Source organism: Streptomyces sp. NPDC111516 (assembly GCF_055635345.1).
Map to the genome: position 1 here is coordinate 41976 of NZ_JBVKBV010000004.1, position 15757 is coordinate 57732.

General features: G+C 68.5%; 15 protein-coding genes. 14 read left to right on the forward strand and 1 reads right to left on the reverse strand.

The window, feature by feature from the left end; translation table 11 throughout:
• The first annotated feature begins 145 nt into the window (after positions 1–145).
• Positions 146–535 (forward strand): DUF8051 family protein, encoded by a 390-nt coding sequence (locus tag ACZ7L9_RS10435; protein WP_471414194.1) that lies wholly within the window; start codon positions 146–148, stop codon positions 533–535.
• Entirely contained in the window at positions 532–1227 is a 696-nt protein-coding gene (locus ACZ7L9_RS10440) for a TetR/AcrR family transcriptional regulator (RefSeq protein ID WP_471414196.1), read from the forward strand. The genes ACZ7L9_RS10435 and ACZ7L9_RS10440 overlap by 4 nt, the downstream gene beginning before the upstream one ends.
• Before the next feature lie 123 nt (positions 1228–1350).
• Here the strand turns inward: ACZ7L9_RS10440 and ACZ7L9_RS10445 are convergent, their stop codons facing one another.
• A complete protein-coding gene (locus ACZ7L9_RS10445; protein ID WP_471414197.1) occupies positions 1351–2184 on the reverse strand; it encodes a C40 family peptidase in 834 nt (277 codons plus the stop codon).
• Positions 2185–2992: 808 nt separating this feature from the next.
• On the opposite strand from ACZ7L9_RS10445, the gene ACZ7L9_RS10450 reads away from it, so the two are divergent.
• From ACZ7L9_RS10450 to nuoL, 12 genes are read left to right on the forward strand one after another with little or no spacing between them, the layout of a single operon-like run.
• On the forward strand, positions 2993–3352 hold the full coding sequence (locus ACZ7L9_RS10450) for an NADH-quinone oxidoreductase subunit A (protein ID WP_003992243.1): 360 nt from the start codon (positions 2993–2995) through the stop codon (positions 3350–3352).
• Positions 3353–3370: 18 nt separating this feature from the next.
• Positions 3371–3925: a NuoB/complex I 20 kDa subunit family protein gene (locus tag ACZ7L9_RS10455; protein ID WP_030975705.1), complete on the forward strand. Its 555-nt coding sequence runs from the start codon at positions 3371–3373 to the stop codon at positions 3923–3925.
• A complete protein-coding gene (locus tag ACZ7L9_RS10460; RefSeq protein WP_471414199.1) occupies positions 3922–4647 on the forward strand; it encodes an NADH-quinone oxidoreductase subunit C in 726 nt (241 codons plus the stop codon). The genes ACZ7L9_RS10455 and ACZ7L9_RS10460 overlap by 4 nt, the downstream gene beginning before the upstream one ends.
• Positions 4647–6023, forward strand: coding sequence for an NADH-quinone oxidoreductase subunit D (locus ACZ7L9_RS10465; RefSeq protein ID WP_471414201.1), 1377 nt, complete (start codon positions 4647–4649; stop codon positions 6021–6023). The genes ACZ7L9_RS10460 and ACZ7L9_RS10465 overlap by 1 nt, the downstream gene beginning before the upstream one ends.
• Positions 6024–6052: 29 nt before the next feature.
• Positions 6053–6835 carry an NADH-quinone oxidoreductase subunit NuoE gene (gene nuoE / locus ACZ7L9_RS10470; RefSeq protein ID WP_471414664.1) on the forward strand — a complete coding sequence of 261 codons (783 nt, stop codon included), beginning with the start codon at positions 6053–6055 and terminating at the stop codon, positions 6833–6835.
• On the forward strand, positions 6832–8205 hold the full coding sequence (nuoF, locus tag ACZ7L9_RS10475; RefSeq protein ID WP_471414202.1) for an NADH-quinone oxidoreductase subunit NuoF: 1374 nt from the start codon (positions 6832–6834) through the stop codon (positions 8203–8205). The genes nuoE and nuoF overlap by 4 nt, the downstream gene beginning before the upstream one ends.
• Positions 8202–10709, forward strand: coding sequence for an NADH-quinone oxidoreductase subunit G (locus tag ACZ7L9_RS10480; protein WP_471414203.1), 2508 nt, complete (start codon positions 8202–8204; stop codon positions 10707–10709). Before nuoF ends, ACZ7L9_RS10480 begins: the two co-directional genes overlap by 4 nt.
• The gene (gene nuoH / locus ACZ7L9_RS10485; RefSeq protein ID WP_471414205.1) at positions 10706–12106 is read left to right on the forward strand and encodes an NADH-quinone oxidoreductase subunit NuoH; all 1401 of its coding nucleotides are present in this window, start codon (positions 10706–10708) and stop codon (positions 12104–12106) included. The genes ACZ7L9_RS10480 and nuoH overlap by 4 nt, the downstream gene beginning before the upstream one ends.
• Positions 12099–12725 carry an NADH-quinone oxidoreductase subunit NuoI gene (gene nuoI / locus ACZ7L9_RS10490; protein ID WP_471414206.1) on the forward strand — a complete coding sequence of 209 codons (627 nt, stop codon included), beginning with the start codon at positions 12099–12101 and terminating at the stop codon, positions 12723–12725. The genes nuoH and nuoI overlap by 8 nt, the downstream gene beginning before the upstream one ends.
• Positions 12722–13549, forward strand: coding sequence for an NADH-quinone oxidoreductase subunit J (locus ACZ7L9_RS10495; protein ID WP_471414208.1), 828 nt, complete (start codon positions 12722–12724; stop codon positions 13547–13549). The genes nuoI and ACZ7L9_RS10495 overlap by 4 nt, the downstream gene beginning before the upstream one ends.
• Positions 13546–13845, forward strand: coding sequence for an NADH-quinone oxidoreductase subunit NuoK (gene nuoK / locus ACZ7L9_RS10500; RefSeq protein WP_093543641.1), 300 nt, complete (start codon positions 13546–13548; stop codon positions 13843–13845). The genes ACZ7L9_RS10495 and nuoK overlap by 4 nt, the downstream gene beginning before the upstream one ends.
• 14 nt (positions 13846–13859) lie before the next feature.
• The gene (gene nuoL, locus ACZ7L9_RS10505) at positions 13860–15755 is read left to right on the forward strand and encodes an NADH-quinone oxidoreductase subunit L (RefSeq protein ID WP_471414210.1); all 1896 of its coding nucleotides are present in this window, start codon (positions 13860–13862) and stop codon (positions 15753–15755) included.
• The last annotated feature ends 2 nt before the right edge of the window (positions 15756–15757 follow it).

The window sequence follows — 15757 nt, forward strand, 5'->3', positions numbered from 1 at the left end:
CTCGGGGTGCTGAAACGTCCGCACCCGATCCGCGCCGTAGTGCCCGCTCCCGGTCGTGCGCGGATCGCGGCGGTTGATTTGGACGACCGTCCAGGACTATCGTCCAAATCGACGACTTGTTCTTGCGGTGGCGACGGAGGGCGTAATGCATCAATCCCTGTTGGCGACGGTGACGGCAGCGCTTCTGGTCTGGGAAGCACTCCTGCTGATTCCCATGGTCCCGGGAAAGCTGATCGACACGAGGGACTTCTCCGCGCTCCCCCGGTGGCAGTTCAACAGCTTCAACGTGTATCTGACCTCTCTCGGGCTCGCCAGCTTCGTGGTGGCCGGGTTCGCCATGGCGAACCATCACTGGGCATTCGTGGCGGCACTGGTGCTGAGCCTCGGCTACATCGCGGTCTTCGCGGCCGACCTCGGCGCGGTCTTCCCCGTCGTGCCCGACGCCCTGCCGGTGCAGCTGCTCGTCCTCGAAGCGATCGCACTGGCCTCGGCCGGCGTGAACGTGGTGATCTCGATCCAGGGAATGCGACTGTGAACAGTGAGTCCACGAATCCCTCGCGCCGGACGGATACGCGCGAAAAGATCATCGAGGCCGCTGCCTCACTCATTCCCGAGTTGGGCTGGGGCGATGTGAGCAGCCGACGGGTCGCGGAGCGCGCGGGCGTGAACACCGGTGTGATCCATTACCACGTGGGAAGCATCGGTGAACTCCGGCGCATCGCCGCAGTGCGGAAGATCCGGACGTTCTTCCTCGACCGGGTCGGCGAAGCCCTGGCGCAGTCGGATCCGGCCGCGGCCGTCGAAACCATGATTCGCGCGCTGTCGGCCAATGATCCGCGTGACCCGGAGCTGCTGCTGCTGTACGAGTCCCTCGTCGCAGCGAGCCGGGACGACCAACTGCGCGCCGAAATCTCCGACTTGCTGGCCGAGTTCCGGCAGTCGTTGTGCGACTGGTTCGCGGCCCGGGGGGTCGCGCGTCCGCTCGTCGTCGCGGTCACCCTCACGGCGGCGATCGACGGCTACCTGCTGCAGCGTTCGCTCGACCCATCCGTCGAGTCCGGCCCCCTTGTCGACGGTCTGGTCGGTCTGGTCCGGCAACACCTCGCATCCGACGATCCCGACGGAGATCTGTCCAGCAGGCCCGCCCCTGGGGGTGGACCTGGACGACCACGTCGTGCGAATCCGGGTCCGGAAGAACACCGAGGACGGCGGGGTCCGCTGACCTGAGTCGGCGGACTCGTTCCTTCCGCGTTCGGTCCGGTCCGGACGCACGGCGAAGGGCCGTCGCTCCCGAGCGGGGGAGCGACGGCCCTTCGCCGTCTTCACACACGCCTCACACGTGCTTGTGAATCAGAGAACGCGGACCGCGCCCGACGGCGGGTCGTAGGACAGCGGACGCTGCACCACACCGGTGCTGGAGTTCTGCGCACCGACGAACTCGCCGCCGCCCACGTAGATCCCGACGTGGTACGCGCTGCCCGCGCCGCCCCAGTACAGGATGTCGCCCGGCTGGAGGTTGCTCAGGGAGACCTGGGTGCCCGCGGTGGACTGGGCCTGCGAGACGCGCGGCAGGTCGACGCCGACCGAGCGGAACGCGGCCTGGACGAGGCCGGAGCAGTCCCACGAGTTGGGCCCGGTGCCGCCGGAGACGTACGCGTCGCCGACCTGAGCCTGCGCGAAGGCGATGACGGATGCGGCGGAGCCGGTCGCGCTCGACGAGTACGAGGAGGCCGAGGCGGTGGAGCCGGAGGTCGCGCTGAGCGTCGTACGGACGGCGGAGCGGGAAGCACGCTCGGCGGCCTCCGCCTTGGCCTTGGCGGCGGCCTCCGCCTTGGCCTTGGCCTCCGCCTTCTTCTTGGCCTCGGCCTTGCGGACCGCCTCGGCCTTGGCCTTCTTGGCGGCCTTGGCCGCGGTGGCGGCTGCGGCGTCCTCCTGGGCCTGCGTCTGCAGGTCCTGGGCGACCTGCTGCGTGGCCTGGGCGGACGCGGCGACGGCGGTGGAGAGCCCGGAGGTGATGGTGGGCATCTCGATGGTCTGGGTCACCGGCTCGGCCTGGGCCGGACCGGCGGCGCCTGCCACCGCGATGGTGCTGAGGACGCCACCGGCAACTCCGGCGCGCAGCGCCGTCTTCGGCGCGTTTCGGCGGGGCTTCCGGTGGCTGGGTATGTGAGCGGTGTGGGACATGTGTACTAGCGCTATCAGGGCTACGGGGCTCCCATCAAGAAACGTGTGTTGCGACACAGTTACGTACGGAATCTGTGAATCCGCTTTCCGGTGGCCCTTATTGACGCCGTAACGGGCAAACCGGGCGGGCTTGATCAGCGCTGTGATCACGGGCTTTCGGCAATACGCCCGAATTGCCCGCCGCTTACCATCCGTTCACACCGATGGCCAAGCCCGCTTTTGCTGAGGTTCGTGCGGTGTGACGCAGGTCACAGGGTGATCAAGGTGTGGCCCGGGTGCGACCGCGATGAGGGGGTGTGGGTGCGCCCGGCGCCCGAAGCGCCGCCGCGTGCCGGTCGGGCCGCCCGTCGACCCTGCGCCGCCACCCCTCCCATTCATCCCGAAGATCGTGAATGCGCGCACACGTCCACTTCGCTCCCCGGGGGCCCCTCGTCGGGGTGAGCCCGGAGCGGGCCGATCCTCTTATCACGCCCCGCCCGTCCATTGCCAATTTGCCTCCTCGGGTATCTGATTGTTAGAGGAAAACCTTCTTGACCAGCGAAGACAGCATCGAATGTCACGTCTCGTGATCACTCGGCCGCTTTGCGTACGAAGATCACCGCTCAGGTGACTTCGCGGCTCTTCGCCTGGTGGTGGAGATCACAAACTCGTTGTTGTACCCCGTGTCGCAGATCACAGGACGGCGGGCATAGGATGCGGGGCAGTCGGGCTTGTGAACTGCCTCACATGTGCACGATCTTGGTGGGGTGGCGAGCCGAATCGCCCGATGCGGTCCAACGGTCAAGGACGACTGGAAGGAGCGAGGAGCGTGAATGCCTACGCGCCCATCCTCGTGCTCGGCGCCCTCGGGGCAGGGTTTGCGATCTTCTCCGTGGTCATGGCCACGCTTATCGGCCCGAAGCGGTACAACCGAGCAAAGCTCGAAGCGTACGAGTGCGGTATCGAACCCACCCCCACTCCAGCCGGAGGCGGCCGCTTCCCCATCAAGTACTACCTGACGGCGATGCTCTTCATCGTCTTCGACATCGAGATCGTCTTCCTCTATCCCTGGGCGGTCACCTTCGACGCCCTGGGGATCTTCGGGCTCGTGGAGATGCTGCTCTTCGTGCTCACCGTCTTCGTCGCCTACGCGTATGTGTGGCGTCGCGGCGGCCTGGAATGGGACTGAGGGGCTGAGGGGCACACCATGGGACTCGAAGAGAAGCTGCCCAGCGGCTTCGTGCTGACCACTGTCGAGCAGGCCGCCGGCTGGGTACGGAAGTCCTCCGTCTTCCCGGCCACCTTCGGCCTGGCCTGCTGCGCCATCGAAATGATGACGACCGGGGCCGGGCGCTACGACCTGGCCCGTTTCGGTATGGAGGTCTTCCGCGGATCGCCGCGCCAGGCGGACCTGATGATCGTGGCGGGGCGGGTCAGCCAGAAGATGGCGCCTGTCCTGCGGCAGGTCTACGACCAGATGCCCAACCCCAAGTGGGTGATCTCCATGGGGGTTTGCGCATCATCGGGCGGAATGTTCAATAATTACGCCATTGTTCAGGGTGTTGATCACATTGTCCCGGTTGATATTTATTTGCCGGGCTGCCCGCCGCGGCCCGAGATGCTGATGGACGCGATTCTCAAGCTCCACCAGAAGATCCAGAGCTCCAAGCTCGGGGTCAACGCGGAGGAGGCCGCCCGCGAGGCGGAGGACGCGGCGCTCAAGGCACTGCCCCTGATCGAGATGAAGGGGCTGCTGCGATGAGCGAGAACCCCGAGCACGGTGAGCAGAACAACAACGGTGTGCCCGCTCCGCGCGACGAGACCGGCGAGGTCATCGGCGTACGCAAGGGCATGTTCGGCGCCAACAACGGCGGCGACACCTCCGGCTACGGCGGCCTCGTCCGCACGGTGACCCTGCCGGGCGCCACGTCCCGTCCGTACGGCGGCTGGTTCGACGAAGTCGCGGACGAGCTCGAAGGGGCCCTGGAGGAACAGGACCTGCTTCCCGAGAACGCCATCGAGAAGACCGTTGTCGACCGCGGCGAGCTCACCTTCCACATCGCCCGCGAGCACCTCGTCCGGGTCGCCCGCACCCTGCGCGACGACCCGGCGCTGCGCTTCGAGCTCTGTACGGGGGTGAGCGGCGTCCACTTCCTCGGCGACAAGGGCCGGGAGCTGCACGCCGTCTACCACCTGCGCTCGATCACGCACGGCCGGCTGATCCGCCTGGAGGTGTCGGCCCCGGACAGCGATCCGCACATCCCGTCGCTCGTCGAGGTCTACCCGACCAACGACTGGCACGAGCGCGAGGCCTACGACTTCTTCGGACTGATCTTCGACGGACACCCCGCCCTCACCCGGATCATGATGCCGGACGACTGGCAGGGCTTCCCGCAGCGCAAGGACTATCCGCTCGGCGGCATCGCCGTCGAGTACAAGGGCGCCCAGATCCCGGCTCCGGACCAGCGGAGGTCGTACTCCTGATGACTACTCCCCACTCCCACCCGTCGCCCGGCCACCACCCCCCATCGGGTCCCTCCGGGACGCCCCTCTCGAATGCCAGGGCTACGACCGAGGGGACTGTGTATACAGTCACCGGCGGCGACTGGGACGAGGTCGTCGAGTCGGCGGTCAAGGCCGACGACGAGCGCATCATCGTCAACATGGGTCCCCAGCACCCGTCCACGCACGGGGTGCTGCGGCTGATCCTGGAGATCGACGGCGAGACCGTCACCGAGGCCCGCTGCGGCATCGGCTACCTCCACACCGGCATCGAGAAGAACCTCGAATTCCGGAACTGGACCCAGGGCACCACCTTCGTGACGCGCATGGACTACCTGACGCCGTTCTTCAACGAGGCGGCTTACTGCCTCGGCGTCGAGAAGCTGCTCGGCATCGAGGACCAGATCCCCGACCGGGCCACCGTCCTGCGCGTGCTTCTGATGGAGCTCAACCGGATCTCCTCGCACCTGGTGTGCATCGCCACCGGCGGCATGGAACTCGGCGCCACCACGATCATGATCTACGGCTTCCGTGACCGTGAACTCGTTCTCGATCTCTTCGAGCTGATCACCGGCCTGCGGATGAACCACGCGTTCATCCGGCCCGGCGGACTCGCCCAGGACCTGCCGCCCGGCGCGATCGACCAGCTCCGCGAGTTCCTGAAGACCATGAAGAAGAACCTGCCGGAGTACGACAAGCTCGCCACCGGCAACCCGATCTTCAAGGCCCGCATGCAGGACGTCGGCTATCTCGATCTGACCGGCTGCATGGCACTCGGCGCCACCGGCCCGATCCTGCGCTCCGCCGGACTCCCGCACGACCTGCGCAAGACGGACCCGTACTGCGGATACGAGGACTACGAGTTCGACGTCCCCACCGCCGACAGCTGCGACGCCTACGGCCGCTTCCTCATCCGGCTGGAGGAGATGCGTCAGTCGCTGCGGATCATCGAGCAGTGCATCGACCGGCTCGCCCCCGGACCGGTGATGGTCGCCGACAAGAAGATCGCCTGGCCGGCGCAGCTCGCGCTCGGTCCGGACGGGCTCGGCAACTCGCTCGACCACATCAAGAAGATCATGGGCACCTCCATGGAGGCCCTGATCCACCACTTCAAGCTGGTGACCGAGGGCTTCCGCGTCCCGGCCGGACAGGTGTACACCGCGGTCGAGTCGCCCAAGGGCGAGCTCGGAGTCCATGTCGTCTCGGACGGCGGCACCCGTCCCTACCGGGTCCACTTCCGCGACCCGTCCTTCACCAATCTGCAGGCCATGGCGGCGATGTGCGAGGGCGGCCAGGTCGCCGACGTCATCGTCGCCGTCGCGTCCATCGACCCCGTGATGGGAGGCGTCGACCGGTGACCGAAGCACGTCAGGAAGTCAGTCTGGGGATGCCGCAGCTCCCCGCCCCCGCCTACCCGGCCGAGGTGCGCGCCAGGCTCGAAGCGGACGCGAAGGAGGTGATCGCCCGCTACCCCGGCAGCCGCTCCGCCCTGCTGCCGCTGCTGCACCTGGTGCAGTCCGAGGAGGGCTACGTCTCCCGTACGGGCATGGCGTTCTGCGCCGAGCTGCTCGGCCTCACCACCGCCGAGGTCACCGCGGTCGCCACCTTCTACACGATGTACCGGCGCAAGCCGAGCGGCGACTACCAGGTCGGCGTCTGCACCAACACCCTGTGCGCGGTGATGGGCGGCGACGCCATCTTCGACCGGCTCAAGGAACACCTCGGCGTCGGCAACGACGGGCCCGATATGACGACTGCGGACGGCAAGGTCACCCTCGAACACATCGAGTGCAACGCGGCCTGCGACTTCGCTCCCGTGGTGATGATCAACTGGGAGTTCTTCGACAACCAGACACCCGAGAGCGCGACGCGCCTGGTCGACGACCTGATCGCCGGACGCACCGTCGAACCCACCCGCGGCGCCCCCCTGTGCTCGTACAAGGAGACGTCCCGGATCCTGGCCGGCTTCCCCGACGAGCGCCCCGGCGCCGTCGAGGCATCCGGCGGCGCGGGCCCCGCCTCACTGGTCGGCCTCCGCCTCGCGAGGGGCGAGGAACCGCACCCGCGCGTCGTCGCCCCCCGCAGCGAGAGCACGCGCGGGTCCGGACCCGCCGATGCCCCGCAGGACCCGGACCACGTGGCCGGCCCGACAGCCGAGGAGGGAGAGTGATGACGTTGGCAACCGAAATCAACGGAAACGGCAGCGGGGACAGCCCCGAGAAGCTGCTCGCCCCCGTCCTCTCCGCCTTCTGGAACGAGCCGGAATCCTGGACCCTGGAGACCTACCGGCGCCACGAGGGATACGAGGGGCTGCGCAAGGCCCTCGCCATGTCGCCGGACGAGCTCATCGCGTACGTCAAGGACTCCGGTCTGCGCGGCCGCGGCGGCGCGGGCTTCCCCACCGGGATGAAGTGGCAGTTCATCCCGCAGGGCGATGGCAAACCGCACTACCTGGTCGTCAACGCCGACGAGTCGGAGCCCGGGACCTGCAAGGACATCCCGCTCCTCTTCGCCAACCCGCACTCCCTCATCGAGGGCATCGTGATCGCCTGCTACGCGATCCGTTCCTCGCACGCGTTCATCTATCTGCGGGGTGAAGTCGTCCCCGTACTGAGGCGGTTGCACGAGGCCGTGCGCGAGGCGTACGAGGCGGGCTTCCTCGGGACGAACATCCTGGGCTCGGGGCTCGACCTGGAACTCACCGTGCACGCGGGCGCGGGCGCGTACATCTGTGGTGAGGAGACCGCACTGCTCGACTCGCTCGAAGGGCGACGCGGCCAGCCCCGGCTGCGACCCCCCTTCCCCGCGGTCGCCGGTCTGTACGCGTGCCCCACTGTGGTGAACAACGTCGAGTCCATCGCCTCGGTTCCCGCGATCCTGAACCGGGGCAAGGAGTGGTTCAAGTCGATGGGCAGCGAGAAGTCCCCGGGCTTCACGCTGTATTCGCTCAGCGGGCATGTCGCGAGCCCCGGTCAGTACGAGGCCCCGCTCGGCATCACGCTGCGCCAGCTGCTCGACATGAGCGGCGGGATGCGCCCCGGCCACCGGCTGAAGTTCTGGACCCCGGGCGGTTCCTCGACCCCGATGTTCACCGACGAGCACCTCGACGTACCGCTCGACTACGAAGGCGTCGGCGCCGCCGGATCCATGCTCGGCACCAAGGCGCTCCAGTGCTTCGACGAGACGACCTGCGTCGTGCGGGCCGTCACCCGCTGGACCGAGTTCTACGCCCACGAGTCCTGCGGCAAGTGCACACCGTGCCGCGAAGGCACCTACTGGCTCGTCCAGTTGCTTCGCGACATCGAGGCGGGCAAGGGACAGATGGCCGACCTCGACAAGCTGAACGACATCGCCGACAACATCAACGGCAAGTCCTTCTGCGCCCTCGGCGACGGCGCCGCCTCGCCGATCTTCTCCTCGCTGAAGTACTTCCGCGAGGAGTACGAGCAGCACATCACGGGCAGGGGCTGCCCCTTCGATCCCGCCAGGTCGACCGCCTGGGCCGACGACAAGAACGCTCACCAGGGGGTGAACGCATGACAGTCACCACGAGTGCGCCCTCCGGGGGCGGCGAGGCGGCCGTCCCGCCCGAGGACCTCGTCACGCTGACGATCGACGGCATCGAGATCAGCGTGCCCAAGGGCACCCTGGTCATCCGCGCCGCCGAACTCCTCGGCATCGAGATCCCGCGCTTCTGCGACCACCCGCTCCTCGACCCGGCCGGCGCCTGCCGCCAGTGCATCGTCGAGGTCGAGGGCCAGCGCAAGCCGATGGCGTCCTGCACCATCACCTGCACCGACGGCATGGTGGTGCGGTCGCAGCTCACCTCGCCGGTCGCCGAGAAGGCGCAGAAGGGTGTGATGGAGCTGCTGCTCATCAACCACCCGCTGGACTGCCCGGTCTGCGACAAGGGCGGTGAGTGCCCGCTGCAGAACCAGGCGATGTCGCACGGCGGCGCCGACTCCCGCTTCGACGGCAAGAAGCGCACGTTCGAGAAGCCCGTCCCGCTCTCCACCCAGGTACTCCTGGACCGTGAGCGGTGTGTGCTCTGCGCGCGCTGCACCCGGTTCTCCAACCAGGTGGCCGGTGACCCGATGATCGAGCTGCTGGAACGCGGCGCGCTCCAGCAGGTCGGCACGGGCCAGGGCGACCCGTTCGAGTCGTACTTCTCCGGGAACACCATCCAGATCTGCCCGGTCGGGGCGCTGACCTCGGCGGCGTACCGGTTCCGCGCCCGGCCCTTCGACCTGGTGTCGTCGCCGTCGGTGTGCGAGCACTGCGCGGGCGGCTGCGCGACCCGTACCGACCACCGGCGCGGCAAGGTCATGCGGCGGCTCGCCGCCAACGACCCCGAGGTGAACGAGGAGTGGCTCTGCGACAAGGGCCGCTTCGGTTTCCGCTACGCGCAAGCGCGGGACCGGCTCACCACTCCGCTGGTGCGCAACGCGGACGGCGTCCTGGAACCGGCGAGCTGGCCCGAGGCGCTGGCCGCCGCGGCCACCGGGCTCGCCGCCGCACGCGGCAGGACGGGTGTCCTCATCGGCGGCCGGCTGACCGTCGAGGACGCGTACGCGTACAGCAAGTTCGCCCGGGTCGCGCTGGACACCAACGACATCGACTTCCGGGCCCGGGCGCACAGCAACGAGGAGGCCGACTTCCTGGCCGCCCGCGTGGCCGGGCGCGGCCGGGACCTGGACGGCTCGGGTGCCACGTACACCTCGCTGGAGAAGGCCCCGACGGTGCTGCTGGTCGGGTTCGAGTCGGAGGAGGAGGCGCCCGGCGTCTTCCTGCGGCTGCGCAAGGCGAACCGCAAGCACGGACAGCGCACGTTCGCCGTCGCCTCGCACGCCACGCGAGGACTGGAGAAGGCGGGCGGCACGCTGCTCCCCGCCGCCCCCGGCACCGAGACCGAGTGGCTGGACGCGATCGCGGGCGGCGTCGGGCTCGACGGCGACGGAGCCGCGGCGGCCGAGGCGTTGCGCGGCGAGGCGGCCGTGATCGTGGCCGGTGAGCGGCTGGCGGCCGTGCCGGGCGGACTGACCGCCGCGGTGCGGGCCGCCACCGCGACCGGAGCCGCGCTGGTGTGGATGCCGCGGCGGGCCGGCGAGCGCGGTGCGGTGGAGGCGGGCGCGCTTCCGTCGCTGCTGCCCGGCGGCCGTCCGGCGACCGACCCGCGGGCCAGGGACGAGGTGGCGGCCGTCTGGGGCGTCGCCGAACTCCCGTCCCGCTTCGGCCGCGACACCGGCCAGATCGTGGCGGCCGCGGCCACCGGCGAACTGGGCGCGCTGCTCGTCGCCGGGGTCGAGCCGGTGGATCTGCCGGACCCGGCCCGGGCCCTGGAGGCCCTGGACCGGGTCGGCTTCCTGGTCTCGCTGGAGCTGCGGCCCAGCGAGGTGACCGAGCGGGCCGATGTGGTCTTCCCGGTCGCCGCGGTCGCCGAGAAGGCCGGCACCTTCCTCAACTGGGAGGGCAGGGCGCGGATGTTCGAGGCCGCGCTGAAGCCCGAGCAGATGACGCGGACGCTCGCGCCGGCCGACGCGCGGGTGCTGCACATGCTGGCCGACGCGCTGGACGCCGACCTCGCGCTGCCGGACGTGAAGTCCGTACGCCGCGAGCTGGACCGGCTCGGCGGCTGGACCGGTGCGCACGCCACCGACCCGAACGAGTCGGCCCGGCCGCTGCCTCGGCCCGGCGACGGCGAGGCGGTCCTCGCGGGCCACCGGATGCTGCTCGACCTGGGCCGGCTCCAGGAGGGCGACGACGCGCTGGCCGGCACCCGGCACGCCTCGGTCGCCCGGCTCTCCGCCGCCACCGCGGCCGAGACGGGCGTGAAGGACGGCGATCTGCTGGCCGTCACCGGCCCGGCGGGCAGCGTCGAACTCCCGTTGAAGGTCACCGACATGCCGGACCGGGTGGTCTGGGTGCCGCTGAACTCCGTCGGACGGGGCGTCCCGGCCGACACCGGCGCCCGGCCCGGCGGCCTGGTCCGGATCGGCCCCGCCGCACCGGCCACTCCCGACGTCACACCGGAGGTGGGGGCGTGACTTCCTTCGCTCAACTGGCCGCGGCACCGCACAGTGCCGTACTCGCCGCCGAGGATCTGTCGATGTTCGGCACCGACCCGTGGTGGCTCGTCGTCATCAAGGCGGTGTTCTGCTTCGCGTTCCTGATGGTGACCGTGCTCTTCTCCATCGTGTGGGAGCGCAAGGTCGTCGCCTGGATGCAGTTGCGCATCGGCCCCAACCGGCACGGCCCCTGGGGCATGCTCCAGTCGCTCGCCGACGGCATCAAGCTGATGCTGAAGGAAGACGTCGTCGTCAAGCGCGCCGACAAGGTCGTGTACGTGCTCGCGCCGATTGTCGCCGCCATCCCGGCGTTCATGGCGATCGCGGTGATCCCGTTCGGCCCGTCCGACGAGGTCTCGATCTTCGGGCACCGTACGGCGATGCAGCTCACCGACCTGCCGATCGCGATGCTCTACGTCCTCGCGGTCGCCTCGGTCGGGATCTACGGCATCGTGCTGGCGGGCTGGTCGTCCGGATCGACGTACCCGCTCCTCGGCGGCCTGCGCTCCTGCGCCCAGATGATCAGTTACGAGATCGCGATGGGCGCCGCGTTCGCCTCGGTCTTCCTCTACTCCGGGTCGATGTCGACCTCGAAGATCGTGGAGGCTCAGCAGGACCGCTGGTTCATCCTGCTGCTGCCGGTCTCCTTCATCATCTACATCGTCACGATGGTCGGCGAGACCAACCGGGCCCCGTTCGACATGCCGGAGTCCGAGGGCGACCTGGTGGGCGGCTTCAACACCGAGTACTCGTCGATCAAGTTCGCGATGTTCATGCTCGCCGAGTACGTCAACATGGTCACCGTCTCCGCGGTCTCCACGACCCTGTTCCTGGGCGGCTGGCGGGCCCCGTGGCCGATCAGCACCTTCTGGGAGGGCGCGAACCACGGCTGGTGGCCGATGCTCTGGTTCGTCATCAAGGTCCAGCTGCTGCTGTTCTTCTTCATCTGGCTGCGCGGCACGCTGCCCCGGGTCCGTTACGACCAGCTGATGAAGCTCGGCTGGAAGGTCCTGATCCCGGTCTCCCTGCTCTGGCTGATGCTGGTCGCGACGGTGCGGGCGCTGCGCAACGAGGGGTACGACTTCTCGAAGATCGTGCTGTACGTGGCCGGGGCCGTGATCGCGATCCTGCTGATCTCCTTCGTCGCCGACATCTTCCGCGACAAGAAGGGCCGGGCCGCGGAGGCGAAGCCGGGACCGGAGCCGGAGTTCGACCCGATGGCGGGCGGATTCCCGGTGCCGCCGCTGCCCGGACAGACTCTGCCGCCGGTGCCGCGCCGCAGGCCACGGGGCGAGCGGAAGCTCGTTGTCAGTGGCGGGTCGGATACTCAGAGTGACGGCAATTCGAGTGACGGAAAGGAGGCTGACGGTGTCTGAGTCATCAGAGCCCTCGGGCGAGAAGTTCCAGAACCCTGTCGCCGGCTTCGGCGTGACCTTCAAGGCCATGTTCAAGAAGCGGCTGACCGAGCAGTATCCGGAAACGCAGAAGGTGACGGCGCCGCGCTTCCACGGCCGGCATCAGCTCAACCGCCACCCGGACGGTCTGGAGAAGTGCATCGGCTGTGAGCTGTGCGCCTGGGCCTGTCCGGCGGACGCGATCTACGTGGAGGGCGCGGACAACACCGACGAGGAGCGCTACTCCCCGGGCGAGCGCTACGGCCGCGTCTACCAGATCAACTACGCGCGCTGCATTCTCTGCGGTCTGTGCATCGAGGCGTGCCCGACCCGGGCACTGACGATGACCAATGAGTTCGAGCTCGCCAACACCACCCGCGAGAGCCTCATCTACACCAAGGACGAACTGCTCGCGGGCCTGGAGGAGGGCATGGTCGACACCCCGCACGCGATCTATCCGGGGATGGACGAGCAGGACTACTACCGGGGTCTCGTCACCGAGGCCGCGCCCGGTACCGAACGTCAGGTCGCGGTCTCCAAGGGCGAGTCCAAGCAGGACGACGGACACGCGAATGGCTCGGCGCGGGAGGTGGACGCATGACCGGCCTGGCCGCGGCGGCCTCCCAGACCTCGACCGGCGAGGCCGTCCAGTTCTGGGTGCTGGGCACCGTCGCCGTGCTCGGCGCGCTGTCCACCGTACTGATGAAAAAAGCCGTGCACAGCGCGCTGAGCCTCGCCGGGACCATGATCGTCCTGGCGGTGTTCTATCTGGCCAACGGCGCCTACTTCCTGGGCGTCGTCCAGATCGTCGTCTACACCGGCGCGATCATGATGCTGTTCCTCTTCGTGGTCATGCTCGTCGGCGTCACGGCGGCCGACTCCCTGAAGGAGACCATCAAGGGCCAGCGCTGGCTGGCCGCGGGCTGCGGGATCGGCTTCGGCATCCTGCTCATCGCGGGCATCGGCAACGCCTCGCTGAACAGCTTCAACGGGCTCGGCACCGCCAACGCCCAGCACGGCGGGAACATCGAGGGGCTGGCCAGCCTCATCTTCACCAGGTACGTCTTCGCCTTCGAGATCACCGGCGCCCTGCTGATCACGGCGACGGTCGGCGCGATGGTGCTCACCCACCGGGAGCGCACCGAACGGGCAAAGACCCAGCGGGAGATGTCCGAGGCGCGCGTACGCGGCAAGCAGGTGCCGCCGCTGCCCGCCCCCGGTGTCTACGCCCGGCACAACGCCGTGGACATCCCGGGTCTGCTTCCCGACGGCACACCGTCCGGACTCACCGTCATGCAGACGCTGCGCAGCCGCGGGCAGATCCGCGATGTGTCGAAGGAGTCGCTGGAGCAGCTCAAGGCACTGGAGCAGCGCTCCGAGAAGCGGCTCGGCCGTGACAACGAAGACGAGGAGGTCGCCAAGTGAATCCGGTCAACTACCTCTATCTCGCGGCCCTGTTGTTCACCATCGGTGCGGCCGGGGTGTTGATCAGGCGGAACGCGATCGTGGTCTTCATGTGTGTGGAGCTGATGCTCAACGCCTGCAACCTCGCGTTCGTGACCTTCTCCCGGATGCACGGCAATCTCGACGGGCAGATCATCGCCTTCTTCACGATGGTCGTCGCCGCTGCCGAGGTCGTGGTCGGACTCGCGATCATCGTGTCGGTGTTCCGTTCCCGCCACTCGGCCTCGGTCGACGACGCCAGCCTGATGAAGCTGTAAGGGGACGTTGAATCGTGGAGAACCTGATTGCGCTGCTCGTCGCGGCGCCTCTGCTCGGAGCCGCGGTCCTGCTCTGCGGCGGTCGGCGGCTGGACCGGTCCGGACACTGGATCGGCACCCTGCTCGCCGCCGTGTCGTTCGTCATCGGTGTCGTGCTCTTCCTCGACATGCTCGGAAAGGGCGCGGAGGACCGGGCGCTGCACCAGAAGCTGTTCAGCTGGATTCCGGTCGAGAGCTTCCAGGCCGATGTGGCCTTCCAGCTCGACCAGTTGTCGATGACGTTCGTGCTGCTGATCACCGGTGTGGGCACCCTGATCCACATCTACTCGATCGGCTACATGGAGCACGACGAGCGCCGGCGCCGATTCTTCGGCTATCTGAACCTCTTCCTCGCGGCGATGCTGATCCTGGTCATCGCGGACAACTACCTGCTGCTGTACGTCGGGTGGGAGGGCGTCGGTCTGGCGTCGTACCTGCTCATCGGCTTCTGGCAGCACAAGCCCAGCGCGGCCACGGCCGCCAAGAAGGCATTCCTGGTCAACCGGGTCGGCGACATGGGCCTGTCGATCGCGATCATGCTGATGTTCACCACGTTCGGCACGTTCGCCTTCGGTCCCGTCCTGGGGGCGACCGGGGAGGTGAGCGAGGGCAAGCTGACGGCGATCGGCCTGCTGCTGCTGCTCGCGGCCTGCGGCAAGTCGGCGCAGGTGCCGCTGCAGTCCTGGCTTGGTGACGCGATGGAGGGCCCGACCCCGGTCTCCGCCCTCATCCACGCCGCGACCATGGTGACGGCGGGCGTCTACCTCATCGTCCGGTCCGGCGCGATCTTCAACGGCGCGCCGGACGCGCAGCTGGCCGTCGTGGTCGTCGGTGCGGTCACGCTGCTCTTCGGTGCGATCGTCGGTTGTGCGAAGGACGACATCAAGAAGGCCCTCGCCGGGTCGACGATGTCGCAGATCGGCTACATGATCCTGGCCGCCGGGCTCGGCCCGATCGGCTACGTCTTCGCGATCATGCACCTGGTGACGCACGGCTTCTTCAAGGCCGGGCTCTTCCTCGGAGCCGGTTCGGTCATGCACGGCATGAACGACGAGGTCGACATGCGGAAGTACGGGGGCCTGCGGAAGTACATGCCGGTCACCTTCATCACCTTCGGCCTCGGCTATCTGGCGATCATCGGCTTCCCCGGTCTGTCCGGCTTCTTCTCCAAGGACAAGATCATCGAGGCGGCCTTCGCCAAGGGCGGCACCGAGGGCTGGATCCTCGGCTCGGTGGCCCTGCTGGGCGCCGCGATCACCGCGTTCTACATGACGCGCGTGATGCTGCTGACGTTCTTCGGCGAGAAGCGCTGGCAGCCGGACGACCAGGGCCACGAGCCGCATCCGCACGAGTCCCCGAAGTCGATGACCATCCCCATGATCATCCTGGCGTTCGGCTCGGTCTTCGCCGGCGGCCTCTTCTCCGTCGGCGACCGCTTCCTGAACTGGCTGGAGCCGGTCACCGGGCACAGCCACGGACACGCCCCGGTCAGCGCCACGACCGTCACGGCCGCCACCATGGTCGTGCTCGCCATCGGTGTTGCGATCGCCTGGGCGATGTACGGGCGCAAGCCGGTGCCGGTCGTCGCCCCGCGCGGCTCGCTGCTCACCCGGGCCGCCCGCCGCGATCTCCTCCAGGACGACTTCAACCACGTGGTCCTGGTCCGCGGCGGCGAGCACCTCACCCGCTCCCTGGTGTACGTCGACCACACCCTGGTCGACGGCGTCGTCAACGGCACGGCCGCGTCGATGGGCGGGCTCTCCGGCCGGCTGCGCAAGCTGCAGAACGGCTACGCCCGCTCCTACGCGGTCTCGATGCTCGGCGGTACAGCGATTGTCATCGCCGCGACCCTGCTGATGAGGGCGGTCTGATC